General features: G+C 34.2%; 27 protein-coding genes. 18 read left to right on the top strand and 9 right to left on the bottom strand.

Annotated elements, in window-relative coordinates; all coding sequences use genetic code 11:
• Positions 1–2 precede the first annotated feature (2 nt).
• The 11 genes from EG348_RS03870 (at position 3) to EG348_RS03820 (ending at position 9,584) form a co-directional block, all read left to right on the top strand.
• Positions 3–482, top strand: a complete 480-nt coding sequence (locus EG348_RS03870) for a hypothetical protein (RefSeq protein ID WP_164463252.1) — start codon at positions 3–5, stop codon at positions 480–482.
• Between the two features lie 8 nt (positions 483–490).
• Positions 491–1,036, top strand: a complete 546-nt coding sequence (locus EG348_RS03865) for a hypothetical protein (RefSeq protein ID WP_123980843.1) — start codon at positions 491–493, stop codon at positions 1,034–1,036.
• A 44-nt stretch (positions 1,037–1,080) separates the two neighbouring features.
• Positions 1,081–3,243 (top strand): TonB-dependent receptor, encoded by a 2,163-nt coding sequence (locus tag EG348_RS03860; protein ID WP_123980841.1) that lies wholly within the window; start codon positions 1,081–1,083, stop codon positions 3,241–3,243.
• 133 nt (positions 3,244–3,376) lie between these two features.
• A complete protein-coding gene (locus EG348_RS03855) occupies positions 3,377–4,027 on the top strand; it encodes a Crp/Fnr family transcriptional regulator (protein ID WP_123980839.1) in 651 nt (216 codons plus the stop codon).
• Positions 4,028–4,152: 125 nt separating this feature from the next.
• A complete protein-coding gene (locus EG348_RS03850; protein ID WP_123980837.1) occupies positions 4,153–4,995 on the top strand; it encodes a DUF5777 family beta-barrel protein in 843 nt (280 codons plus the stop codon).
• 1 nt (position 4,996) lies between these two features.
• Positions 4,997–5,347: a c-type cytochrome gene (locus EG348_RS03845; protein WP_228414832.1), complete on the top strand. Its 351-nt coding sequence runs from the start codon at positions 4,997–4,999 to the stop codon at positions 5,345–5,347.
• An 11-nt stretch (positions 5,348–5,358) separates the two neighbouring features.
• Positions 5,359–5,904, top strand: a complete 546-nt coding sequence (locus EG348_RS03840) for a YceI family protein (RefSeq protein WP_123980833.1) — start codon at positions 5,359–5,361, stop codon at positions 5,902–5,904.
• Entirely contained in the window at positions 5,901–6,428 is a 528-nt protein-coding gene (locus tag EG348_RS03835) for an ankyrin repeat domain-containing protein (RefSeq protein ID WP_123980831.1), read from the top strand. The genes EG348_RS03840 and EG348_RS03835 overlap by 4 nt, the downstream gene beginning before the upstream one ends.
• A gap of 3 nt (positions 6,429–6,431) precedes the next feature.
• Positions 6,432–7,208, top strand: coding sequence for a T9SS type A sorting domain-containing protein (locus EG348_RS03830; protein WP_123980829.1), 777 nt, complete (start codon positions 6,432–6,434; stop codon positions 7,206–7,208).
• Positions 7,209–7,331: 123 nt separating this feature from the next.
• Positions 7,332–8,189: a GNAT family N-acetyltransferase gene (locus tag EG348_RS03825; protein WP_123980827.1), complete on the top strand. Its 858-nt coding sequence runs from the start codon at positions 7,332–7,334 to the stop codon at positions 8,187–8,189.
• Between the two features lie 111 nt (positions 8,190–8,300).
• On the top strand, positions 8,301–9,584 hold the full coding sequence (locus EG348_RS03820) for an ectonucleotide pyrophosphatase/phosphodiesterase (RefSeq protein WP_123980825.1): 1,284 nt from the start codon (positions 8,301–8,303) through the stop codon (positions 9,582–9,584).
• A 96-nt stretch (positions 9,585–9,680) separates the two neighbouring features.
• On the opposite strand, the gene EG348_RS03815 is transcribed toward EG348_RS03820, so the two are convergent.
• Entirely contained in the window at positions 9,681–10,565 is an 885-nt protein-coding gene (locus EG348_RS03815; protein WP_123980823.1) for an NAD(P)H-binding protein, read from the bottom strand.
• A gap of 81 nt (positions 10,566–10,646) precedes the next feature.
• Between EG348_RS03815 and EG348_RS03810 the strand changes: the two genes are divergently transcribed.
• Complete coding sequence (locus EG348_RS03810; RefSeq protein ID WP_066754994.1) at positions 10,647–11,015, top strand: winged helix-turn-helix transcriptional regulator; 369 nt, start codon at positions 10,647–10,649, stop codon at positions 11,013–11,015.
• Between the two features lie 240 nt (positions 11,016–11,255).
• Here the strand turns inward: EG348_RS03810 and EG348_RS03805 are convergent, their stop codons facing one another.
• On the bottom strand, positions 11,256–12,308 hold the full coding sequence (locus EG348_RS03805; RefSeq protein ID WP_123980821.1) for an NAD(P)-dependent alcohol dehydrogenase: 1,053 nt from the start codon (positions 12,306–12,308) through the stop codon (positions 11,256–11,258).
• A 23-nt stretch (positions 12,309–12,331) separates the two neighbouring features.
• The gene (locus tag EG348_RS03800; RefSeq protein ID WP_123980819.1) at positions 12,332–12,736 is read right to left on the bottom strand and encodes a cupin domain-containing protein; all 405 of its coding nucleotides are present in this window, start codon (positions 12,734–12,736) and stop codon (positions 12,332–12,334) included.
• A gap of 131 nt (positions 12,737–12,867) precedes the next feature.
• Here EG348_RS03800 and EG348_RS03795 point away from each other — a divergent pair, with 131 nt between their 5' ends.
• A complete protein-coding gene (locus tag EG348_RS03795) occupies positions 12,868–13,770 on the top strand; it encodes a helix-turn-helix domain-containing protein (RefSeq protein ID WP_123980817.1) in 903 nt (300 codons plus the stop codon).
• 320 nt (positions 13,771–14,090) lie between these two features.
• Positions 14,091–15,431 (top strand): carboxylesterase family protein, encoded by a 1,341-nt coding sequence (locus EG348_RS03790; RefSeq protein ID WP_123980815.1) that lies wholly within the window; start codon positions 14,091–14,093, stop codon positions 15,429–15,431.
• 107 nt (positions 15,432–15,538) lie between these two features.
• Here EG348_RS03790 and EG348_RS03785 read toward each other — a convergent pair whose 3' ends face one another.
• The 6 genes from EG348_RS03785 to lpxK all read right to left on the bottom strand — a co-directional run bounded on the left by EG348_RS03785 (position 15,539) and on the right by lpxK (position 21,097).
• Positions 15,539–17,011, bottom strand: coding sequence for an alpha-amylase (locus tag EG348_RS03785; protein WP_123980813.1), 1,473 nt, complete (start codon positions 17,009–17,011; stop codon positions 15,539–15,541).
• 45 nt (positions 17,012–17,056) lie between these two features.
• A complete protein-coding gene (gene dinB, locus EG348_RS03780; protein WP_123980811.1) occupies positions 17,057–18,151 on the bottom strand; it encodes a DNA polymerase IV in 1,095 nt (364 codons plus the stop codon).
• Between the two features lie 42 nt (positions 18,152–18,193).
• Positions 18,194–18,652, bottom strand: coding sequence for a GNAT family N-acetyltransferase (locus tag EG348_RS03775; protein ID WP_123980809.1), 459 nt, complete (start codon positions 18,650–18,652; stop codon positions 18,194–18,196).
• Complete coding sequence (locus tag EG348_RS03770) at positions 18,653–19,168, bottom strand: TlpA family protein disulfide reductase (RefSeq protein ID WP_123980807.1); 516 nt, start codon at positions 19,166–19,168, stop codon at positions 18,653–18,655.
• 104 nt (positions 19,169–19,272) lie between these two features.
• The gene (locus tag EG348_RS03765; protein ID WP_123980805.1) at positions 19,273–20,088 is read right to left on the bottom strand and encodes a purine-nucleoside phosphorylase; all 816 of its coding nucleotides are present in this window, start codon (positions 20,086–20,088) and stop codon (positions 19,273–19,275) included.
• A complete protein-coding gene (gene lpxK, locus EG348_RS03760; RefSeq protein ID WP_123980803.1) occupies positions 20,075–21,097 on the bottom strand; it encodes a tetraacyldisaccharide 4'-kinase in 1,023 nt (340 codons plus the stop codon). The genes EG348_RS03765 and lpxK overlap by 14 nt, the downstream gene beginning before the upstream one ends.
• A 130-nt stretch (positions 21,098–21,227) precedes the next feature.
• On the opposite strand from lpxK, the gene truA reads away from it, so the two are divergent.
• The 4 genes from truA (at position 21,228) to EG348_RS03740 (ending at position 23,903) form a co-directional block, all read left to right on the top strand.
• A complete protein-coding gene (gene truA / locus EG348_RS03755) occupies positions 21,228–21,962 on the top strand; it encodes a tRNA pseudouridine(38-40) synthase TruA (RefSeq protein WP_072412162.1) in 735 nt (244 codons plus the stop codon).
• A gap of 27 nt (positions 21,963–21,989) precedes the next feature.
• Positions 21,990–22,331 (top strand): hypothetical protein, encoded by a 342-nt coding sequence (locus EG348_RS03750; RefSeq protein WP_123980801.1) that lies wholly within the window; start codon positions 21,990–21,992, stop codon positions 22,329–22,331.
• Between the two features lie 128 nt (positions 22,332–22,459).
• Positions 22,460–23,047, top strand: coding sequence for a Crp/Fnr family transcriptional regulator (locus EG348_RS03745; protein WP_123980799.1), 588 nt, complete (start codon positions 22,460–22,462; stop codon positions 23,045–23,047).
• Between the two features lie 85 nt (positions 23,048–23,132).
• On the top strand, positions 23,133–23,903 hold the full coding sequence (locus tag EG348_RS03740; protein ID WP_123980797.1) for an alpha/beta hydrolase: 771 nt from the start codon (positions 23,133–23,135) through the stop codon (positions 23,901–23,903).
• Positions 23,904–24,046 lie beyond the last annotated feature (143 nt).

Below are 24,046 nucleotides of genomic sequence, written 5' to 3'. Positions count from 1 at the left end.
AGATGAATAATCAATTATTTACAATGATATTTTGGATATTGGCGCTTTCTTGTAAAGCGCCGATTTCCTCATTATATCAAGGTAAAGTATCCTTAATTTCGGCAGAAAAAACAGAATGGTTTGGTGGAAGAGACAGAGTGAAAGGAATGATATATACCCTAAAATTAAAGATTAAAAATAATAAAGACATTATTGCCGTAAAATCTTTAAAGGCTGAAGGAAATACGATCAGTTTTACTCAAAGTAATTCTGGAAATATGATTATTGTAAAGGGTAATTTTCAGAGTACAGATCAGGCAGATAATTTTGAAAATATACCTTCAGGATCATCTGTGGAAAATAGAGAACCTTCTCAAAAACTTAATCTAAAAGAAAATTGGATAGAATATGCAGTAAAAGGTTCCAAAAAACTTTACAAAATAAATATTCCGAAATTTATTTCGGTTGAACCAACAGGAGATCTAATTCCCCAAAGACAATAATATTTTCTTTGCATAAAAAATTATTCTTTATACTTTTATGTCTTCCTTTAGTCATATTATTTATTAATGTGATTCATCCTGCTATTTCCTACTTTAAAAGTGAACTATACGAAAAAACTCAAAACGATATTTCAAAAAACAAATTTGATGACTCAGAAACAGTATGCTTCACGGGAAAAGACTTAGTGAAAGCAGAATGGAAAGAAGAGAAAGAATTTGTGCTGAATGGTTCTTCTTATGATGTTATTAAAATCACTGTTATAAAAGGGGTAAAGTATTTTTATTGTTATCTAGATAAAAAAGATATCGTTCTTAATTCCATATTAAAATTTTCAGGGTTTTTCGTAACAAAAAAAGTATATGTGTGGCGACAATTCGATGTGCCTTTACAAGGGAAAAAACTAATGAAAATCTCGAATTCTTTTGCTTTTATTGATTGTGAAGAATGGCGGCTTTTCAGTTTTTACTTAAAATTAAAATCAGAATATTTACAAAGATTAGAAAATGTATATTGTTTGTCAATTGTAATTCCGCCTCCGGAGGAATGGGTTTAAACTTTTATAAAACTTTTAAACGACAAATAATTAATTTTTAATCAATGAAAAGATATATATGTATTGCAGCTTTAATAAGCTGTACAATTGCAAATGCCCAACAATCATCAGAAATAGAGGAAGTTGCTATTCAGGGAAGAAAAAAAATAAAGCAGGAACGTGCAGAATTTAAAAGACATGCACAATCTGTAGAAACACTTTCGGAAGAAGAATTAAACAGAAATAATCCGGCAGCAATAGACCAGACTTTATCTACAATGCCTGGCGTTCAGGTGGATAAGCGAACAAATTTCGGAGGTCAGAGATTAGTGGTTCGTGGATATGGAAACGATCAGAAGTTCAATAACTGGGGGGTCAAAGCATATTGGAATAACATGCCATTAACGAATGCTGAAGGAATCACCATTTTGGATGATGTTGATTTTGCGTATGTAAATAATGTTGAGGTTATCAAGGGGCCTGCTGCGACAATGTATGGCGGTGGAGTGGGCGGAGCGGTACGTTTTTATACACGTCCAAATTTTACAAAAGGAGTATCTGTTTCGGAAAATGTTTTGGTGGGAGCTTTTAAAACATTTCAGTCCCGTACTCAGCTAAACGTCGCAGACAAGAACTATTCAGTGAATGTAGCTTATGGGCATCTTGAAACTGATGGCTACAGACCAAACGGAAGCGGGTTGAAAAATTTCTTCAATGTAAATGGAACAATAAAATTAGGAGAAAAAAATCAACTGAGTTTCTTTGGAAGTCAAGGTTACTCATATGAAAAAGTATCAGGACAAATACCATATTCTGACTATTATGCAGGCATTGATAACGGAAATATTGCCTACATAAGAAAAAATGCGGGAAATAAGATTAATTCGACAAGAGTAGGATTAGGATATATCTGGGAAATAACCAAAAATTTTAAAAATTTCACCACTATATTTTATTCAGGAAACAATTTTGACAGAGTTGCCGCAGGAGCTTTTGAAACATCGACTAATTTAAATACAGGATTGCGCTCAACATTTATGTTGAATAATAAATTCGGAGATTTCAGCAATAATGTTGAATTTGGTACAGAATTACAGACATCCAGATCACAAATTTCCAATTACAGATTTACAGGAGATGTAAATACACCAATGCAGGTAAGTAATATCTCAAAAGGGTCTTACTTCAAATACAATAATACACAAGACTCCTATTTTTTAGTTGATAAAATTACCTATACGCGATGGGATCTTACCCTTTTGTTGGGAGTAAGTATCAACAGAACGCGTTATAAGAGAGAAGACCTTTTGGCATTACCAGGATTACTGACAGTTAATAATATCAATGACTATAACAAAGACCTTTCTTTCGACAAAAAATATGATGCAGCTTATACTCCTCATTTTGCTTTACAAAAAGAATGGAAGCAACAGATCTTTAATCTAAGCTACAGCGAAGGATACAACTCACCTACAGCAAGTTCATCTTTTATAAATTATACCAATACGGTTAATGATGATCTGCAGCCTGAGCGCGCTAAAATGGTAGATTTCAGTGTACATGGATTGCTGTTGGATACAAAGTTGGATTATCAGGTTTCTTTGTTCAGAATAGATTATTCTAATAAATTAACACAGTTAACAATACCTAACTCCAATAACCAAACTTATTGGGCAAATACAGGTAGCCAGAAAAACAATGGTTTGGAAGTCAGCATAGGATATCAGTACAAAAATGATCACTCATTCCTCAATAGAATTGTTCCATTTTTCAATCTTTCATATTATGATGCAAAGTATAAAGACTTTTCTACAAGATTGTTAGGCGACGATCAGGTTTATGATCATAAAACAGTAGTGGGAGTTCCGAGAAATAAATATACATTTGGTTTAGATTTATATACAAAACCGGGGTTTTACCTTATAAATACCTATAACTATTTAGGAAATGTATATACAGATTTTGCCAATACAAATCTTGTAAAAGGTTTTGGTCTGCTTAATTCAAAAGTAGGATATAAAAAATCTTTCGGAAAATTGGATGTTGATGCCTATGTTATGGGGAATAATCTTACTAATCAGATTAACTACACATTCCTATTCTTAGGAAACAGCATTAATGATGCAGATGCAGGAAATGGTTACCCGAAAGGGCTTGCAACAGACCTTAATCCTGGTCCAAGCAAAGCATATTTCTTTTACGGACTGAATCTGAAATACAGTTTATAAATTATCATTTACAACAATAGAGGAGGCTGTCCATTTCTGACAGTCTCTTTTTTTATTTCATTAATTATTAAAACTTACTATTTTCCTATCTCGATATTCTTTATATTTGTTTTTTAATGTTGATACAGTAGATATGATAAATAATCAATTTATTCTTAATAAATTTGGGTTTTTGGGTGCTGATTTTTCAACAGAACTACAAAAACACGGGATTATAACGAATATAAAGGCAAAGACAGAAATTGTCCGAGACGGACAAAAAAATAAATATGTTCCGTTCGTAATAAAAGGATCTGTAAAAGTTTTTTCTTTAAATGATGGTCGAGAATTAATTTACTATTACATAAGGCCTAATGACAGTTGTTTGATGACCTTTTCCTCCATTTTTACAGATTATATAAGCCGGGTTTATGCAGTGGCAGAAGAAGAATCTGAAATTCTTTTGGTTCCGGTTTCTGTTGTGCACGAATGGTTGATCAGGTTTCCGGAGATCAATAGAATTTTTTATCACGAATATGATAAACGCTTTTCAGATGTAATGAATATGGTGAATGAAGCCGTTTTTCATCGATTAGACAGAAGAGTGCTAAGTTATATTAAACAACAGATTTCTATAACGGGAAATAACCCTATAAAATTAACACACCGCGAAATTGCCAATAATCTTGGTACTTCCAGAGAAGTTGTGAGCCGTGTTTTGAAAAAAATTGAAAATGAAGGCGAAATTACCCAAACAAAAGAAGGTATCAAAATGCTTGTAAATGAAAATGTTAGTCACGTCTAATAAATAATGTTTAATAGTTTTAATATTATGATTGATAAAAACTATTTACTCGGTGACTTTTATCACACACTTTTGATTTCATAACTCTATAAGTTTGTCATATTAATATTTACTAAAAATTTTATATGACAAAAACTCTATTATTTTTGTCGATGCTTTCATCAAGTCTTGCCTTTTCTCAGGAAGATTTGTTGAAAGATATTGACACTATTCAAACAAACACAGAAACTTCACAACCTGCCTTCAAGGCTCTGCAGATCGTCACAGCACAGTCTACAAAGCTTACCGCAAAAAACGAATGGTATATGGTTGTTGCGCATCGCTTTGGCGATATCAGCACGGGTTTTAAAAACTTCTTTGGCCTTGATGATGCTTCTACCAAATTGGGAGCGATTTATGGCCTTACAGACAATATTTCTTTAAGCCTTTCAAGAGAAACCAATGGGAAAACCTTTGAGCTGGGAGCTAAATACGGTCTTTTAAAGCAAAATGACAAATTTCCTGTTGATATTGTAGGCTACAATGTATTGGCACTTAACACAGATCTTGATAAAGATAATTATCCACATCTTCAGTTCAGTGACAGGCTTTCTTATCTTACGCAGGCTTTGATTTCAAGAAGATTTAATGATAAATTTTCTTTGCAGTTAACGCCGTCATTTGTTCACAAAAACCTTTACGAGCCTAATATTGAAGATAAGAATCAGTTTTTAACAGGATTGGGGGGCAGATACAAAATTTCTAAAAGAATTTCTATCAACGCAGAATATTTTGTGAATTTTGATAATCACACGGTATATAAAAATCCTTTATCAGTAGGGATGGATATTGAAACTGGAGGGCACGTTTTTCAGCTTGTTTTCAGTAATTCTCAGCTTAATTCTGACATCGGATACCTTACCAATGCAGCCGGAAAGTGGGAAAAAGGACAAATTTTCTTTGGGTTTAATCTTTATAGAGTTTTTTAAAATGAAAAAGATACTATACATACTATCATCAGCAGTTTTACTAATTGCTTGTGAAAGCAGAACCTATGAGGAGATTTCTGACAATACACCAATCACCGAAATTGTAAAATATGAAACAGATATAAGACCAATTATTGAAACCAATTGTATTATATGCCATTCACCAGGAGGCCCTGCCGCTAGTTATCCATTAACAAATTATAACTTGGTAAAAGCAGAAATTGACAATATTATAGACAGAATACAAAGACCTGTAGGAGCTGTCGGCAGAATGCCGCCAGGAGGATCATTGTCACAAAACCAGATCAATTTTTTCATTAAATGGAAAGCTGACGGTTTAATCGAAAATTAAAAAATATAAAAATGAAAAATGTAGTATTAATTATTGTATCATTACTGTTTACCAACCTTGCATGGGCTCAAAAATATAGCTCAAAAACAGGAAAGGTAAGCTTTGAAGCATCAGTTCCGTTATTTGAAGATGTGAGCGCAAAAGATAATAACAATGTCGTTATCCTGAATACCGATACCGGAGAAATAGCTTCTGTTTCTATTGTGAAGAATTATAAATTCACAGTGAAATTAATGGAAGAGCATTTCAATGAAAGTTATGCCGAATCTGCAAAATATCCTAAAGCAACTTTTACAGGAAAGCTTGTCAATTTTGATAAAACTAAAGTTACAGCATCACCACAAAAATATACGATACAGGGGAAACTTAATTTTCACGGGGTAGATAAAGCCGTTAATTCATCAGCGACAATTTATGCCAAAGATGGAAAGATCTACATGCAGGGAGGTTTTGTAGCAAGACCTGCAGATCATAATGTGACCATTCCTAAAATGGTATCTAAAAAAGTTGCAGAAAATGTGAATGTTAAATATGATTATATACTTTCAAAACAATGAAAAATTTAATCTTAATTGTAAGTTTTTTTCTGGGATTTTCATTTGTATCAGCTCAGGAAAAAGCAAAGTCTATTTTTGATATTGCAAGAAGCGGCAGTGTAGCTGAGGTCAAAGATCTAATGAAAAAAGATCCGAATATCATCAATGAAACCAATGAAGGAGGCTTTTCTCCACTCATTTTAGCGTGCTACAGAGGTAACACAGAAGTGGCTAAGTTTTTGATGGATAATGTAAAAGATATCAATTATAAAAGTCAGGAAGGAACTGCTTTGGCGGGACTTTCTGTAAAGTATAATAAAGATTTGGTTGAGTATTTATTAAATAAAAATGCCGATCCAAATATTGCGGATGCCACAGGATCTACACCACTTTTCTGGGCTGTAAAATTCGGAAATAAAGAACTCATAGAATTATTGCTGAAACATAAAGCGGATAAATCTAAAAAAGACTCAATGGGAATGACTCCTTTTGAATATGCCTTACAAACAAACAACAAAGAAATCATTAATCTCTTAAAAAATTAATATATGAAAAAAGTTTTACTCACATTAAGTTTAGCTCTTGCAAGCGCTGTAGGAGCACAGTTTTCCTCTGGTACAGTGAACCTAGGGTCAACTGGAATGACTGTAAAGTTGGATACTTCTTCCACTTTAGCGACACTTACACTTACGGGTGCAGATACTTCCTACTTAGGAATCGGTTTTGGTGGAACAGGAACTACTGGTGGTATGGGAACTGGAGTTGATGGATTTATTTATAATTCTAATTCGACTACCAATTCTAATCTTGATTATACATTTGCGGGAGTAGGTGCTACGCCCAACGTGGATGCTTCTCAGGATTGGACGATTACATCTAACACTACTTCTGGAGGTATAAGAACTATAATTGCTACAAGATCTCTTGCTGGTGGTGCGGGAGATACAGCATTTACAAATTCGGCAGGATCGGTAAATATTTTCTTTGCAAAAGGTCCTTCAACAACTTTAGCGGCTAATTATCATGGGTTTGGTAACAGAGGATATGCTATTCTTAATAAAACTGCAACTCTGGCAACAAATGATTTGGCTCTGGAAAGTAAAAAAGTTGTTCTTTATCCAAATCCTGCTAAGGAAACGGTTAACTTCAAAAATGCTGATAAAATCAAATCTATTGATATTTATGAAGCTACAGGAAGAAAAGTAAAATCTGTAAAAATTGATGGAGAAAATATTAGCGTAGCTGATCTTAAATCGGGAAGCTATTATTTTGAAATTACATTGAAAGACGGAACTTTATCTTTTGAAAAATTAATTAAAGAATAAGTAAAAAAAACATGATATTTGAATACCTCTAAATTTTAGAGGTATTTTTTTATGTAATAAAAATACAAAATAATATCAATATCTTTTTAAACCCATAATTTTAATATTTAGTAAAACAATATAATGGAATTGGAAAACCTTGAAAATATTGATAAACAGGAACTTTTGTCCGTATTTAATGCTTCTTTTTCAGACTATCTGGTTCCTTTTCACTTAACATTGGATCAGCTCAAATCAAAAATATTTACTGAAAAAGTTGATATGAGCCTTTCTGTGGGAGGCTTTGATTCGGGTAAATTGGTGTCTTTTATTCTTAATGCTGAAAAAATAGAGGCTGGGCAACGAATTGTATATAATGCCGGAACAGGAATAATTTCCGAATATCGAGGAAAAGGATTAGTCAGACAAATGTATGACTATATTCTCCCTATATTACAAGATAAAAAAACAGATATTTTAACGCTGGAAGTGCTCGAAAAAAATGAAGCCGCCATAAGAGCTTATACCAATTTAGGTTTTAGGATTACCCGGAAATTGCTTTGTTTTAAAGGAAATATTGAACTCAAAGAAAAAGATTCTAATGTTTTAATACAAGAGATGAGTAGCTTTCAATGGGAGAAATTCAGGTCTTTCTGGGATATTGAACCATCATGGCAAAATTCTGTTACGGTAATTGAACAGATGGATAAAGATTGTAAAATTCTCGGCGCTTATAAAGTGGATAAACTCGTAGGGTATGCTATTTATAACCCTGTTGCTAGAAAAGTACACCAAATTGCTGTTGATAAAAATTTCAGAAAAGTGGGGATTGGAAACAAGCTTTTTAGTAAAATAAAACAGATGAGTGAATGGCAAGCAATATCCATAAATAATGTTGATGATTCTTCTGAAAGTACCTGCCGTTTTCTTAATGCGATTGGTCTTGAAAATTGGGTGTCACAATTTGAAATGAGTTACAAGATCCAATCTTCAGCATTCTAAATCAGTTTAAAATTAAAGGATGAATAAAATATAATAAGGTTTAATATTTTTTTAACCATGTAAACTTTCATCTAAGATTTTGACATAGTAACTTTGCCGAAAATTTTTATAATGAAGCGAGGATTACATTTTTTAATGTTTTTAATGTCGTTAACAGTTTTTGCTCAAAAAGCACCTGTTGATACTACCCAAATAGTTATTCCTAATCGATATAATACAGTTGATGCACAGACGAAACCTTATGTGATCATGATCTCTACAGACGGTTTTAGATATGATTATACTAAAAAATATAATGCAGAAAATCTTTTAAAATATTCAAATGAAGGTGTTCGGGCAAAGGCGATGATACCAAGTTATCCGAGTATTACTTTTCCGAATCACTGGAGTTTAATCACCGGATTGTATCCTGCTAATCATGGTTTGATCGATAACTTTTTTTATGACTACAAAAGAAAAGAATCGTATGCGATGAGCGACAAGAAAAATGCAGAAGACGGAAGTTGGTATGGCGGAACTCCACTTTGGGGATTGGCTGAAAAGCAGGGAATGATCTCAGCTTCATTAATGTGGGTTGGTTCTGCAAGTGATGCTGGTAGAAAGAGGCCAACATATTATTATCCTTATCACGAAAAATTTAGTCCTTCTGAAAAGGTGGATAAAGTTGTTAATTGGTTAAAATTACCGATGGATAAAAGACCACATTTTATTTCATTATACTTTCCTGAAGTGGATGGAAGCGGGCATCATTTCGGACCAGATACAAAAGAAACAGAAGATGCCGTTCATTTAATTGACAAAGCGATTGGAGAGTTGGTTCAAAAGGTTAATGATTTAGGATTGAAAAATGTCAATTTCATCTTTGTTTCAGATCATGGAATGATAAAAGTTGATGGCGGAACTCCTCTTGAAATTCCGGCGTTACTTTTAGATAAAAACAGATTTGATTTTTATAATTCTCAAACATTGTTGAGAGTGGTGGTTAAAAATCCGTATGAAGTTAAAGCTGTTTATAAAGAATTAAAAGCTAATAAAACAGATGATTATGAAGTTTATTTAGATAAAAAGCTTCCTAAATATTTACATTTTGGATCTAAAGATGATCAATATAACAGAATTGGACAAATTCTTCTGATTCCAAGAGCGCCGAAGATATTTTTAGAGAAAGGCAAGAAAACATCTGTTGGAAAACATGGTTATAATCCAAGGCTTGTTCCTGAAATGAAAGCTACTTTCTTTGCCTGGGGACCTGAATTTAAAAATAATGTTGTGATCGATGAGTTTTCAAATGTAAATGTTTATCCTCTGGTTGCAGAAATTTTAGGATTAAAAATTGAACAGCCCATTGATGGGAAATTTAAAGTACTGAAAGAAATATTAAAAAACAAAAGGTAATTTCTGTTTTAAATTAGTATCAAAATTAGATTATAAACAAGTTTCGGCGAGCCAAAGGCTCGCCGAAACTTGTTAAAATGACCTAGTCAATAAATATTAAGAATTAAACTTATAAGCAAACTCCTTCGCAAATTCCTCCAATTTAATATCTCCCGTCATTACCGAACCGTGTTCAATAAAATCCTTTTGAACAATCCCAGTTCTTACGCCTCTTCCCATTTCAGCATACAGTTCAGCCATTTCTTTTGGAAGACCTGCCTGAAGCATTCCGTTTAGAGAATCTTCATCTTTAAATTCAATCCAAGGTAACTCCGGTTTTCCGATGGCAGTTCCAAAAACTTTAGCAAGATCAGATGCTGTACGAACATCACTTACAATATATCTTACATTCTTACCTTCAGAATTTTTTATTAATTCTTCTGCGGCAGCTTTAGCAATATCAACGGGATGAACTAATGGGATGCTTGCATTTTCAGGATAATTGGCTCCAATAATTCCTGCGTTTTGAATTAACGGAATATCATTAAAGAAATTAATGTAGAAATATCCGGCTCTTAAAAAGGTTACAGAAGTATTTTCTAAATTATTATATAATTTTTCAATATGATGAAGTCCTTTTATCGGGCCGGTTTCTACAGGAGATTCAACACCGATGCTGCTTAACATAACAACTCTCTTTACGCCTGTTTTTGAAATGGCTTCAGCATAATTTTTTCCTGCATTAATCGTGTTTTCAACAATATTCACTCCGCCTATATTTGGAGGTGTCATCAAAAATGCTGCATCTGCATTTTCGAAAGATTTAACTAAAAAATCTAGATCTGTAATAGAACCGATGGCTGCTTTTGCTCCAAGAGATTCAATTTCACTTTTTTTAGATTCGTTGCTACTGATTACGGTGATATCGTGACCTTCTGCAATTAATTGTTGAGCTAATGGTTTTGCTACATTTCCTAATGAACCTGTGATTATAATTTTCATGTGTAAATATTTTTTTATTTCTGAGAACAAAGGTATATTTGTACTTACTTTTATACAAGTACTTACCCTAAAGTATGTAACATGACAGCCATTAAAGAAAGCTCAACCATTCAGCAAAATAAAAAATATGCACTCGATCTTTGTCCGGTGACGTATGTTATGGAAAAAATCGGGGGATTTTGGAAACCTATTATTTTATATCACTTATCAAACGGTGATAAAAGATACAGCGAATTAAAACGCGCGATTCCTGCAGTTACCGAGAAAATGTTGATTCAACATTTAAAACAATTGGAAGCAGACGGATTGGTGATCAGAACGGCTAAACCGGTCATTCCTCCTCATGTAACCTATGAATTGAGTGAATCGGGAAAAGGACTAATTCCTGTCATCCATCAAATGGCAGAATGGGCCTTTAAAGATATGGACGGGAAATATAAATGTGGATAATTATATTTTTAAAGATTTTCAACCCATCAATAGGAATGGGCTTTAATCCATTTTCAAAATTAAAACAATTAAATTTGGCTTTAGCTAAAACCTAAAATAATTGTATTTCTTTCTTAAATGAAGTGCCTTTGTTTTCCTTTAAAACATATTCTATTAAAAAACTTTGTCTTCCTTTGTGATAAAGAAAACAAAAAAAGACTCCCAAAAATGAGAGCCTTAGTTAAATTATATAGGAAAATCTTACAAAGATTTCATATCAATCACAAAACGGTATCTTACGTCGCTTTTCAGCATTCTTTCATAAGCTCCGTTAATGTCTTGCATATTAATCATTTCGATTTCAGAAACGATATTATGCTCACCACAGAAATCAAGCATTTCCTGAGTTTCGGCAATACCACCGATCACCGAACCGGCAACGGATTTTCTTCCTAAAATCATCGGAACGGTATTCAAAATAGGTTCCAAACCTCCTAAATATCCGACTAAAACAAGCGTTCCGCTGATATTTAAAGTCGTAACATAAGGATTTACATCGTGTACATAAGGAACAGTATCAATAATTACGTCAAATTTCCCTTTCACAGAATCCATTTGAGTATCATCTGTAGAAATTACAACATGATCAGCTCCCAATTGCTTTGCATCTTCTGTTTTTCCCGGAGTTCTTGAGAATAAAGTAACTTCAGCTCCCAAACCTTTTGCTAATTTAATAGCCATGTGACCTAAGCCTCCAAGACCAACAACCGCAACTTTAGAATTTGGACCAACGTTCCAGTGTTTCAAAGGAGACCAAGTAGTAATTCCTGCACAAAGAAGTGGTGCAACTGCTGCAAGATCTAAATTTTCAGGCACTTTTAAAACGTGATCAGCATCTACAACTACTTTTTGAGAATATCCTCCGAAAGTATGACCGCCCAAATGCTTATCTTTTCCGTTATAAGTTCCTGTAAATCCGTTTAGACAATATTGTTCAAGATCTTGTTTACAGCTGTCGCAATGCCCGCAAGAATCTACGATACATCCTACACCTGCCAAATCTCCAACTTTAAATTTCGAAACATCGCTTCCTACTTTTGTAATTCTACCTACAATTTCGTGTCCCGGAACTGCCGGATACATTGTTCCGCCCCAGTCGTTTCTTGCTGTATGAAGGTCAGAGTGACAAACTCCGCAATATAGAATATCAATTTCTACATCATTGGGTGTTGTATCTCTCCTTTCAATGTTCATTTCTTTTAAATCTGCTGTCGTAGACTCTGCTGCGAAAGCTTTTACGGTGAATGTGCTCATTTGATTTTTTATTTAAGTTTAGTTTATAAATTGTTGTATTCTTCGTCTGTTACAGGCTCCATCCATTCTACAATACCGTTTTGAGTATTGGGATTGATGGCAATATGCGTGAATTCACTATCACGACTCGCACCATGCCAATGAACTATATGAGGAGGTATATTCACAACATCTCCTGCTTTTAAAACCTGCGCAGACTTTCCTTTTTCCTGATAAAAACCTGTTCCTGAAGTTACAATTAAAATCTGTCCGCCTCCATGAGAATGCCAGTTATTTCTGCATCGTGGCTCGAAAATTACATTCCCGATCTGGCAGTTAAGTTCGTCTGTATTGGGTTTTAAAATCTTTACCCATGCAGTTCCGCCTGAAAAATATTCAGAAGGCGCTTTTTCTCCTTTAGGAAAAATAGTAGTATTAAATGTTTCCATAACAATGCAAAAGTCGATACTTTTAGATGAACTATACTTATATAATTTACTGAAATACTTACCATTTTTACAGACAAGAGAAAAGGTACAAAAGAAAGTGGTAATTTTGAACAAGATTAAAAATGGAATTCATGGAAGATCAAGAGGTTGAAATCTATAATAGTGTTTCGGAATATAATAAAATGGCCAATCAGGAAACCTTACATCCTTTGGTAAGCGTGGTTGATTTTTCAAAATCTGATCCTATTAGTCAGCACAAAAGAACGTTTGGTTTTTATACTGTTTTCTTAAAGGACGTGATGTGTGGAGATATGTTTTACGGAAAAAACAGTTACGACTATCAGGAAGGAACGTTGGTTTTCATTGCGCCAGGTCAAACCTATGGAATTTACAATAAAGGAAAGCAGATTCAGCCCGCAGGTTCTGCCTTACTCTTTCATCCGGATTTGATTAAAGGAACCAATTTAGGGAAGAATATAAAGGATTATTCATTTTTCTCTTATGACGTTCATGAGGCATTGCATTTATCTGAAAAGGAGCGTGAGATCATTTTAGAATGTTTTAAAAATATCAAACTCGAATTAGAGCAATCAATCGATAAACACAGCAAGTCATTAATTGTCAATAATATTGAATTGTTTTTGAATTACTGTATGCGTTTTTATGATCGTCAGTTTATCACAAGAGATCATGTCAATCAGGGAGTTATCGGTAAGTTTGAAAATCTTTTGGATGAATATTTAAAATCTGATAAACCTAAAAATTTTGGTTTTCCGATGGTTAATTATTTTGCTGAACAACTTAATCTTTCGGCAAACTATTTCGGAGATATCATTAAAAAAGAACTGGGAATTTCTGCTCAGGAATTTATCCACAATAAATTGATTGATGTTGCAAAAGAGCAAATTTTCAATCCTGAAAAATCGATCAGCGAAATTTCTTATGATCTTGGATTCAAATATCCGCAACATTTCACGCGACTATTCAAAACTAAAGTCGGAGTTTCCCCAAGCGAATATAAAACGTTGAACTAAGTTTTTTTAAACACTAATGGCACTACTATTTTTCACAAATAACACTAATTCTCATTAGTGTTATACTTACTCTTTAAATTTTAGCGTTCTTAGCTAAGTGAAACGCCTTTGCGAACTTAAAATATTCTCAATATTAATAAAAAACTTTGCTCTCTTTGCGTTAAAAATAAATTTATATAAATAATTTTAAACACAAATTCTCATTAGTGAAAATTCGTGCTTAAAAATCTGTGTCATTTGTGTTTAAACAAAAACAAAATCCGTAATTTGTATTTGAAACACAGCTTAAAGTCTATTGCTTCTGCTTAAAGCCCACTCAAATGACAACACAACAAAATATTGGAACTCATAACTTTCATTCCTCATTCGGGAAAATTTTCGCAGTAAAAGAAAATGGCATTCTAAAAGCTAAAAGTATTCGCTATGCGCATTCTGAAAGATTCGAAAAACCCGTTCCGGAAAAACCTTCAGTTTCGGAAATTTTTTTTCCAGAGAGAACTCCGGTTTGTCCGCAGAATATCAGTCCATTATTAGAGAAGATGATCGGGAAAATTGATCTTGATCTTTTTGATGTTGAAGAATCAACGCAATTTTTGTCAATTTATCGACCTGAAAATATCGATCAGAATGAAAAATTATCAGTCGTAGTTTGGATTCATGGCGGATCTTATGAAATAGGATGTGGTGATCTTTCAACTGCTGATCCTACCGATTGGGTAAAAGAACAAAACATTATTGTTGTCACGGTTTCTTACCGTTTAGGATTTTTCGGTTTCTTGGGCGGAAGTGAAAAAAGACCTGCCAATTTGGGTTTATTTGATATTATTGAAGCATTAAAATGGATCAAAACATATATCAATGATTTTGGTGGAGATCAAGAAAACATTACTCTTCTTGGCCAATCTTCCGGAGGTGATGCCATTGCTCATCTGATGATTTCTGATGGTGTGGAAAACCTATTTCAACGAGTAATTATTCAAAGTGCGCCTTTGGGACTTCGAAATAACCGCCAGAAAATGCTCACTGAATTTTTAGAAAAAACGGAAAGATTTACAGCAGAAACAGATATTTTAGAAATCATAGAAAACTATAAAAACTTTGTACCGTCTTTCTTTAAATATGGATTAAAAGCAGCCATGCCTTTCGGAGCGCAATATGGTTTTCCGCCTTTGTGCAGGGAAGATGAATCTATTCAAAAATGGAAAGAAAATGCTAAAAAATATGATGTTTTGATTGGTCTAAATGATGATGAAACCTCATTTTATTTAAAAGCTTCCGACTCGATGAATAAATATCTCAATCAAGGTTTGGGTAAGAAAATTCTTAATAAAACAATTCGGGCAACGACAGAAATTATTTACGGAAAACCAGCGCAGATTTTTGCTGAAAACTATGCGGAAGCAGGTGGAAATGTTTATTTATTCAGAATCCATTCGCGATTGATCAATAATTTTTTCGGGGCAGCTCACGCATTTGATCTCCCTTTGTTATTTGGAAATGAAAATGCATGGAAATCTTCAGGTTTATTAAAAGACGTTCCCTGGAAATGTATTCACGAGAACGGACAAATAGTAAGATCACTTTGGGCAGAGTTTGCCAGAAGCGGAAATATCTCAGAATCCTCTGAAATACCTTCTATGCTGGAACTCCGAAAAGTTTAGTTTTATTTTTTAAACACGAATAACACAAATCATATTCACAAATGACACTAATTTTATTTGTGAATAATTCGTGCTTAAAATAGTAGTGTTATTCGTGTTTAAATATTTTATTCAGGAATCCAGACACTTACATTTCCCGCCGGAACAGGGAAATTTCCCCAGCCTTTTTCATCTATGGTAACTTTGTCTTCAAATCTACCAAGCAGATCATAAAATTCTTTTCCAATATATTTTTTTCCCATTTCCATAGGCTTGTTGTAGGCTTCTTTATTACTCAAAACTACGGCACAACCTTGATGTTCATCATCACCTTCACGCACCCATCCCAAACAATTGGCATCTTCAAAATAATCTTTTTGAACGCCGTAAGCATAGTCTTTTCTGGCTTTTAATAGCTCTTCAATGCCATCAATTTTATTCAGAAATATTTCCTGATCATTTCCTTCTTTATCTTTATCGATGTAATGAGCGCCAAAGAGATCGGGGTAAAAAACACATGGATAACCGTTTTCTCTCAACAAGATCAAAGCATAGGCAAGAGGTTTAAACCACTCTTCAACGGGAGCTTCCAGATCCTGTAAAGGCTGTGTATCATGATTATCAACAAGACTTACGGAGTGAAGAGGATCGGCCTGAGTAAGCGTTTCATCAAAGATTCTTCTCAAATCATAATCGCCACCTTCTTTGGATGCGGTATGAAAATTATTCTGTAGCGAACTATCGAATAAACTCATAGCACCTTCCGTAACTTCGATATATTTTTGAAGTAAAGGTAAATATCCGGGAGCCCAATATTCACCAACGGCAAAGATATTTTTTCCGGAATTGGAGCGGAGTAGGGTGAGCCATTCTTTATAAAAATCAAAAGAAATATGTTTTAAAGCATCAAGTCTTACACCGTCAAAATCAGTTTGATCAAAATACCATTTTGCCCAGTTATTAAGCTCTTCGCGAACATGAGGATTACGATGCTCAACGTCATTATACATCAGATAATCGTAATTTCCTTTTTCATCGTCGATCATTTCTTCCCAGTCGTTTCCGTATTCAGACTGGATTTTGAAAATATGGGAATCCATACCTTCAGCAAAATCAACTCCGCTGAAACAGGTAAAGTTCCATTCAAATTCAGAATAGTTTTTTTGTCTTCCCGGAAATGTAAATTTGGTATAAGATTCTATTTCGATAACATCAGAAATCACTTTTTCCCTGTTGTTTTCGTCAACTTTTACGGCTTTAAATTTTTCCAGTTCGTCGCCGCCAGCTTTATGCCCCAACACAATATCAACAATGATCTGAATATTTTGTTTTTTTAAAGCTTTAATAGCTTTTGTATATTCGTCTTTTGTTCCGTATTTTGTTTTAACAGTTCCTTTTTGGTCGAATTCGCCTAAGTCAAAAATATCATATGCATCATAACCGACCGAGTAGCCGCCATTTGTTCCTTTATATGCTGGAGGAAACCAAACTGATGTAATTCCTAAATCTGATAAATAATTGGCCTGTTTTTCTGCTTCTTTCCATAATTTTCCGTCTCCTTCCGAGTACCAATGGAAAAACTGAATCATCGTTTGGTTCATGTATTGTTAATTTGGTCAATACAAGTTAGTGAAAATTATTCACTATTAATTTTCAAATTCTTCAAACGGTATTTTTAGTTGAATAGATACCTGCTTTTTTTCCTCCGTATTAAGTTGAGAAAGAGATAGTCCTAATAATCTTACGGCTTTGTCAAAGGGGCGAAGTTCCCAAAGTTTTTTTGAAGTTTTAAGATATTCTTCGGCAGAATTGAAGTATTCTTCTTTCGTGATGCTTCTTGTAAACAGTGAAAAATCTTTATATTTAATTTTTAATGTTAAAGATCTTCCGAGAATATTGTTTTTCTGTAACCTCTGATGAAGTTCTGCGCTTAAGCTTTCAAGTTTTTCGTTGATCTGCTGTTCATCAAAAAGATCTTCAAAAAAGGTTCTTTCCACCGCAACACTTTTCTGAATGCGATGAGGTTTTACTTCGGAAGTATGAATTCCGCGGACAACATTGTAATAATAGCCTCCGGATTTTCCGAATAAACTTACAAGTTCCTGCAATGTTTTTTTCTTTAAATCTTTTCCTTTAAAAATTCCTAGCGTAAACATTTTGTTGGCGGTAACTTTTCCTACACCATAGAACTTTTCAACAGGTAATTCTTCCAGAAAGCCTTCGATCTTGTCGGGATGAATCGTTTTTTGTCCGTTTGGTTTATTAATGTCGGAAGCAACCTTTGCTAAAAATTTATTGATAGAAATACCCGCAGAAGCTGTGAGTCCTGTTTCTTCAAATATTTTTTGGCGAATCTCTTTCGCGATCTGATTCGCAGATTCTATTCCTTTTTTATTTTCGGTAACGTCGAGATAGGCTTCGTCTAAAGATAAAGGTTCAACTAAATCGGTATATTCATGAAAAATTTCCCGAATTTTTTTTGAAATTTCTTTATAACGTGCAAAACGTGGCGGAACAAAGATCAGATGCGGACATCTTTCTTTTGCTGTTTTGCTGGGCATTGCAGAACGGACTCCGAATTTTCTTGCTTCATAGCTGGCTGCGGAAACGACACCGCGATGTCCGCCACCTACAGCAACTGGTTTTCCTCTTAATGCAGGATTGTCATACTGCTCCACGGAAGCATAAAATGCATCCATATCAACATGAATAATTTTGCGGAGGGGAAAAGGAAAATCCATATCACAAAGATATGGATTCCTTTATTTTTAATGACCGAATTATTACGCTTTCAATCTCATCGTAAGAAGTAAAGATTCAAAACCTGCCTTTTCATAGGCTTTTACGGCAGATTCATTTTGATCATAAACATCCAGCCTGATTTCTGAAATGCCTTTTTCTTTTGACCAGCTGATCAGTTCATCAAGGATGAGTTTATTAATACCTTTTCCTCTGTGTTCAGGTTTTACATACATAAACCCCAAATAAGCATATTTATCAAAATTAGAATAACTATTTTCGGTTTTCTTGATTTTTGAATATCCGGAAGCAACGATTTCATTATTTTCTTCTGCTATGAGTACGGTGGAATCTTCCGAATGTATCAAATGAAGTAGATCATAATAATGAATTTCTCCATCAATAAAGGTGCTGTTTAATGGTCTTTCTGCAGAAACAATTCCCTGCTCAAACTCTAAAAGTATTTCTAAATCCTGTTCTGTAGCTTCTCTTACAATCATCATCTATTTTAAAAGTTTATCAATTGTACTTTGAATTTCCGGATCTTCAGGCGAAATAGCGTAATATTTTGCAATCGCAGATTTTTGATCGATCACCATATATCTTGGGATCCAATTCAGGTCAATATAATTGTTGAAATCATTTTTCCAACCGGAAGAGAACCAGTAATTTTCTTTGTCTTTCATTTCGAATCTTTCAAGGCTTTTATTAAAACCCTCTTTTGATCTGTCTAATGAAAGGAATACAAAATCGATATTTTTGTTTTTTTCTTCTAATTCTTTAGCTTTTGGAAGTGCATTTAAACAATCTCTGCACCATCCGGCCCAAAAATCGATTACTAAGACTTTTCCTTTATGCTGATCAAGAATTTGTTGTATGGTTACGCTTTTGCCTTCTTCATTTTCCAGTTTTTGTTGTAAAGCTTCTTTAGAAAATTTAGTTTTAAGAACTGTTGGTATTTTTTGAGAACAGCTTAATCCAAAAACACCCATCATCAATAGTAGTAATAACTTTTTCATTTTTTCAAGTACATTTAATGCAAATCTAAACAATGAAACGCAATTGGAGATTGGTTTCTTATTATTTAGCAAAAATTTAAGAGATTGAGAATTTTTATAAATGGTTATTGATAGTTCTTTACCAAGCCTTTTACCAACGTAATTACATTTGGCATTGCTTTATTCGCAGCATTCAAAACTTCTTCGTGAGACACCGCAAAAGCAATATCCGGTCCGCCAAGATCTGTAATGATGGAAACACAGAAAACATCCATTCCCATATGTTTGGCAACAATTACTTCGGGAACAGTGCTCATTCCTACCATATCGCCACCGATGGCTTTGATCATTCCGTATTCTGCAGGAGTTTCAAAAGTAGGACCTTGTAAAGCAACATAAACTCCCTGTTGAAATTTAATATTATTTTCTAATGCAACCTTTTCTGCTGCAGCGATCATTTTTTTATTGTAAGGTTCACTCATATCAACGAAACGAGGACCGAAAGAATCGATATTTTTACCACGAAGCGGATGTTCAGGCATCATGTTGATATGGTCTTTTACAATCACAACATCTGCAACGCTGAAATTAGGATTTACTCCGCCACAAGCATTAGAAAGAATCAAATTTTTAATTCCTAATAAATGAAAAATTCTGATGGGAAAAGTAACGGTTTCAATAGAATGACCTTCATAATAGTGAAAACGGCCGCTCATCATTAATATTTTTTTGCCTTCCAGAATTCCGTAGATTAATTTTCCGCCATGACCTACAACAGTGGTTTGAGGAAAATTAGGAATGTCTTTGTATTCTAAAACATGAATAGCTTCCACTTCGTCTTGAAGTTTTCCTAATCCTGATCCTAAAACAATGGCAAAATCAGGAATATCCTGAATAATATTTTTAATGAAATCAGCGGTCTGCTTACTATTTTCTAACATAATCTAAGATGATTTGGTTGAATTCCTCTTTTTTATCGATCACTACATTGATGGGCCAGTAGTAAACGATGTCTCTAAGATAATCAAAGGATTTCAAACGAACATAATCTTTCTCAGTTGTTAAGATCAATTTATATTCACCTAGTTTTTTGTATTCAGCAACGATTTTTTTAATATCATCTTCAGAAAAATTATGGTGATCTCTGAATTTTAAATGCTTAACTCGTTGTGAAAATTTGGCTAAATGTGCCAACAGCGGCTTCGGATTGGCGATTCCTGTAATTAACAGAATATCATAATAATTCAGATTGTTGTCGGGAAGCATTTTTTCTTTTCCGTACACATTTTCGTCATACCCGATGGATGAAAAGAAAACTTTTTGGGTACGATCCGGTCTGATTCTGGAAATATAATACTGCTTGGTTTCTTCCGTCAGTTCATCAGGACATTTGCTGACCATAATGATGTCTGCTCTTTTGTAACCGGTTCTGGATTCTCTTAAATCTCCGGCAGGAAGCAAATGATCTTTAAAGAAAGGATCATTAAAATCGGTCATCAAAATATTAAATCCTGCCTTGATCGCTCTGTGCTGAAATGCATCATCCAAAACGAGAACGTCAAGATCCATATCTTCAATCACTTTTTTGGCTCCGGGAACTCTTTCTTCGGAAACGGCAATCACAAAACGGTTTTTGAAACGTTCAAATAACTGCATGGCTTCATCACCTACAGTTTTATAATTACTATCGTAATTCGTTACGTCATAGCCTTTTGTCAATCTTCCGTAACCACGTGAAAGTACCCCTGTTCTGTAATGTTTAGACAGGTATTGCGCAAGATACATCACCATTGGAGATTTTCCACTTCCGCCCACAGAGAGGTTACCGACATTGATTATCGGAGTCTTGAATTTCGTAGATTTAAAAATCCCCAGATCATACATTGTGTTTCGGATACCCGTTACCATGTGATAACCGAGGGAAAAAGGATAAAGGTACCATCTTTTCATACGTTTGCAAAAATAGGAATTTTCGTAGTGATTTTAGCCAATATGGTATGTACTTTTTCAATATTTATTTTGAAAAATGAGTTCATGATTATCATAAATTAAAGTATTTTTGTAGAGTTATTTTATTACATTGAGGTATTTTATAGAGTTTTCCTATAACGGTAAAAATTATTTCGGTTATCAGATCCAGCCGAATGCTATTTCTGTGCAGGAAGAATTGGAAAAGGCACTTTCCACGATTTTACGAGAAGAAATTAAGACAACAGGCGCCGGACGTACAGATACAGGCGTTCATGCGAAGAAAATATTTGCGCATTTTGATACCGATCAGGTGCTGAGTGATCAGTTTTCACATCGATTGAACAGTTTTCTTCCCGCCGATATTTCCATCAAAAGAATTTTTGAGGTGAAGGATGATTTTCATGCCCGTTTTGATGCTACTTTCAGAACATATGAATATTATATCTCAATGGAGAAAAATCCGTTTACTCAAGATTCTGCGTGGCAGCACTGGAGAAGACCTTTAGATATTGATAAAATGAACGAAGCCTGTAAAATTTTATTTGAATATGAGGATTTTACAAGTTTTGCAAAGCTTCATACCGACAATAAAACCAATCTTTGTAAAATGTACAAAGCAGAATGGGAACAAAACGGAACGGAATTGAAATTCACTGTTTCTGCGAACCGTTTCCTAAGAAATATGGTGAGAGCAATTGTTGGAACTATGGTAGAAATTGGCTCAGGAAAAATAAAACCCGAAGAGCTAAGAAATGTCATCGAAAATAAAAACCGAAATTCCGCCGGAACTTCTGCACCTGCGCAAGGCTTATTTTTGGTCGATGTTGGATACGATTTCAATTAAAATAAAAAAATAAAAAACACAAAACATATGATGTCAATAATTATTCTTGCAGCTGCTTACCGATATTATGCAGGACTTGCCGAAAAGTTTGGTAAAACAAAGTGGCACTTCGGGATTTTAGCAATTGTTATTTATTTGGGAGCTCAGTTTGGATTCGGGCTTTGTTACGGGATGTTCAAAGAAATCACCAATCCTGGTTCTTTAGATGAAACAAGTGATAATACCTTTACGTTTGTAAATCTTATTGGCTGGCTGGTGGCTATTGCAGTCGTTTTTGGAGTGTATAAACTTCTTGAACGAAGATTTCAAAAAGAAAGTTTTCAGAAACCTTCTTTGGAAATTGAAGAAATTGGAAATAAAGAATTATAATATAAACTGGTGGCTGAGGTTCTCGAAGCCACCAGTTTGCTTTTTAATATTAAACGTGGCTTCGAGAGCCTCAGCCACCAAGACCGGTATTTAAAACGATTAAGATTTTATTTTAAAAACTAAAAACCATGGACGAAATAGAAAAACTAGCCTTTGCGCTGAATCATTTCGCAGGTCTTACAGAAGAAGAATTTAAACTTTCCGAAGAATTTTGGTTGCCAAAAACCTATCAAAAAGGAGATTTCTATAATCTTCGCGGAACGGTTTGTACTTATTTTGGATTTATTGTTGATGGCGTTTTCCGTTCTTATACGATTGATGAAAAAACAGGAGAGGAGAAAAATGTTTTCCTTTATTCTGCCAATGGTTTTGTGGTTTCCTTTAAAAGTTTTATCAATCAGATTCCGTGTGATTACCATACTCAGGCGTTGACGGATGCTACGATTATTTATATCCGATACACAGATCTGCTTTCACTTTATCAGCAATCGCATCGATGGGAAAAGTTTGGAAGACTTCTTGCGCAGGAAGCTTTTAATGTAACGATGAGTAGAATCGAAGGTTTTATCTTAAAATCTCCTGAAGAGCGCTATTTAGATCTCATCAAACAGCATCCTGATATTTTTAATAATGTTCCGTTGTATCATATTTCCTCCTATTTGGGAATTCAGGGGCCGTCTTTGAGCAGGATAAGGAAAAGAATTTCAGGGAAGTAGTACGATTTTAACCAAGGTTAAAATTATCCTCATTTTATTCGCGGAACTTTGTCTCATAATTTAAAACCAATTAAAAATAAAAGTTATGAAAACAAAAACTATCGTATTAATTCATGGATTATTTGTGAACAATACAAGCTGGAAAGAATGGAAAACTTATTTCGAAGCACAAGGTTACACCGTGCATACGCCTGCAAATCCTGGGCACAACGGAGATCCTAAAAATTTAAAAATAAACATTCCGTCAGAATTAAAAAATGTAGGGTTTGATGATGTGGTAGATCATTTATCAAGATTTATCGACACCCTTCCTGAAAAACCAATCGTAATCGGGCATTCTTTCGGAGGATTAATGGTTCAGAAATTAATCGACATGGGAAAAGCGGTTGCCGGAGTAAGCATCGATGGCGCACCTCCAAAGAACGTGATGGCTCCTTTTTCTACTGTGAAAGTTGTTTGGCCGGTTGTGAATTTCTTTAAAGGAAACTCTGCGTTTCTAGGATCTAAAGAATGGTATCATAAAGCATTTTTTAATAATTATTCTAAAGCAGAAAGCGATAAATTATATGAAACTGTTGCCGCTCCTGAAAGCAGAAAACTGGCAAGAGATCCGTTGTTCAAATCATCAGCAAAATTAGATGTAAATAAACCTCACGAACCGTTGTTATTCATTGCTGGTTCTAACGACAATATTTTTCCTGCAGCATTTTCAAGAAAAATTGCCAACGCTTATAAAGATAAAAACAGCATTGTAGATTTTAAAGAATTTGAGGGAAGAAGTCATTTTATCGCCGGAGAAAAAGGTTGGGAAGAAGTGGCGGGTTATGTTTTGAGCTGGTTGAAGAAAGTCAATTAATATTCATTTACATAAAAATTGAAAAGAGACGGCTTCGGGAGCTGATCTCTTTTTTTATTTGATATATCTGATGATGTTCATTAGTGCTCCGTTGAGGTTCCGAACATATCCTTTCATATTAGACAATCTAAAATTTGAGGTTC

The organism is Chryseobacterium sp. G0201 (genome assembly GCF_003815655.1).
Classification (GTDB): domain Bacteria; phylum Bacteroidota; class Bacteroidia; order Flavobacteriales; family Weeksellaceae; genus Chryseobacterium.
The sequence above is the reverse complement of the archived record's forward strand: the minus strand, read 5'-3'. Positions and strand labels throughout refer to the sequence as shown.

Coding starts and splice junctions, on each gene's coding strand:
- EG348_RS03870 (WP_164463252.1), top strand. CDS start 3: ATGAATAATCAATTATTTACAATGATATTTTGGATATTGGCGCTTTCT.
- EG348_RS03860 (WP_123980841.1), top strand. CDS start 1,081: ATGAAAAGATATATATGTATTGCAGCTTTAATAAGCTGTACAATTGCA.
- EG348_RS03855 (WP_123980839.1), top strand. CDS start 3,377: ATGATAAATAATCAATTTATTCTTAATAAATTTGGGTTTTTGGGTGCT.
- EG348_RS03850 (WP_123980837.1), top strand. CDS start 4,153: ATGACAAAAACTCTATTATTTTTGTCGATGCTTTCATCAAGTCTTGCC.
- EG348_RS03845 (WP_228414832.1), top strand. CDS start 4,997: ATGAAAAAGATACTATACATACTATCATCAGCAGTTTTACTAATTGCT.
- EG348_RS03840 (WP_123980833.1), top strand. CDS start 5,359: ATGAAAAATGTAGTATTAATTATTGTATCATTACTGTTTACCAACCTT.
- EG348_RS03835 (WP_123980831.1), top strand. CDS start 5,901: ATGAAAAATTTAATCTTAATTGTAAGTTTTTTTCTGGGATTTTCATTT.
- EG348_RS03830 (WP_123980829.1), top strand. CDS start 6,432: ATGAAAAAAGTTTTACTCACATTAAGTTTAGCTCTTGCAAGCGCTGTA.
- EG348_RS03825 (WP_123980827.1), top strand. CDS start 7,332: ATGGAATTGGAAAACCTTGAAAATATTGATAAACAGGAACTTTTGTCC.
- EG348_RS03820 (WP_123980825.1), top strand. CDS start 8,301: ATGAAGCGAGGATTACATTTTTTAATGTTTTTAATGTCGTTAACAGTT.
- EG348_RS03815 (WP_123980823.1), bottom strand. CDS start 10,565: ATGAAAATTATAATCACAGGTTCATTAGGAAATGTAGCAAAACCATTA.
- EG348_RS03810 (WP_066754994.1), top strand. CDS start 10,647: ATGACAGCCATTAAAGAAAGCTCAACCATTCAGCAAAATAAAAAATAT.
- EG348_RS03805 (WP_123980821.1), bottom strand. CDS start 12,308: ATGAGCACATTCACCGTAAAAGCTTTCGCAGCAGAGTCTACGACAGCA.
- EG348_RS03800 (WP_123980819.1), bottom strand. CDS start 12,736: ATGGAAACATTTAATACTACTATTTTTCCTAAAGGAGAAAAAGCGCCT.
- EG348_RS03795 (WP_123980817.1), top strand. CDS start 12,868: ATGGAAGATCAAGAGGTTGAAATCTATAATAGTGTTTCGGAATATAAT.
- EG348_RS03790 (WP_123980815.1), top strand. CDS start 14,091: ATGACAACACAACAAAATATTGGAACTCATAACTTTCATTCCTCATTC.
- EG348_RS03785 (WP_123980813.1), bottom strand. CDS start 17,011: ATGAACCAAACGATGATTCAGTTTTTCCATTGGTACTCGGAAGGAGAC.
- dinB (WP_123980811.1), bottom strand. CDS start 18,151: ATGGATTTTCCTTTTCCCCTCCGCAAAATTATTCATGTTGATATGGAT.
- EG348_RS03775 (WP_123980809.1), bottom strand. CDS start 18,652: ATGATGATTGTAAGAGAAGCTACAGAACAGGATTTAGAAATACTTTTA.
- EG348_RS03770 (WP_123980807.1), bottom strand. CDS start 19,168: ATGAAAAAGTTATTACTACTATTGATGATGGGTGTTTTTGGATTAAGC.
- EG348_RS03765 (WP_123980805.1), bottom strand. CDS start 20,088: ATGTTAGAAAATAGTAAGCAGACCGCTGATTTCATTAAAAATATTATT.
- lpxK (WP_123980803.1), bottom strand. CDS start 21,097: ATGAAAAGATGGTACCTTTATCCTTTTTCCCTCGGTTATCACATGGTA.
- EG348_RS03750 (WP_123980801.1), top strand. CDS start 21,990: ATGATGTCAATAATTATTCTTGCAGCTGCTTACCGATATTATGCAGGA.
- EG348_RS03745 (WP_123980799.1), top strand. CDS start 22,460: ATGGACGAAATAGAAAAACTAGCCTTTGCGCTGAATCATTTCGCAGGT.
- EG348_RS03740 (WP_123980797.1), top strand. CDS start 23,133: ATGAAAACAAAAACTATCGTATTAATTCATGGATTATTTGTGAACAAT.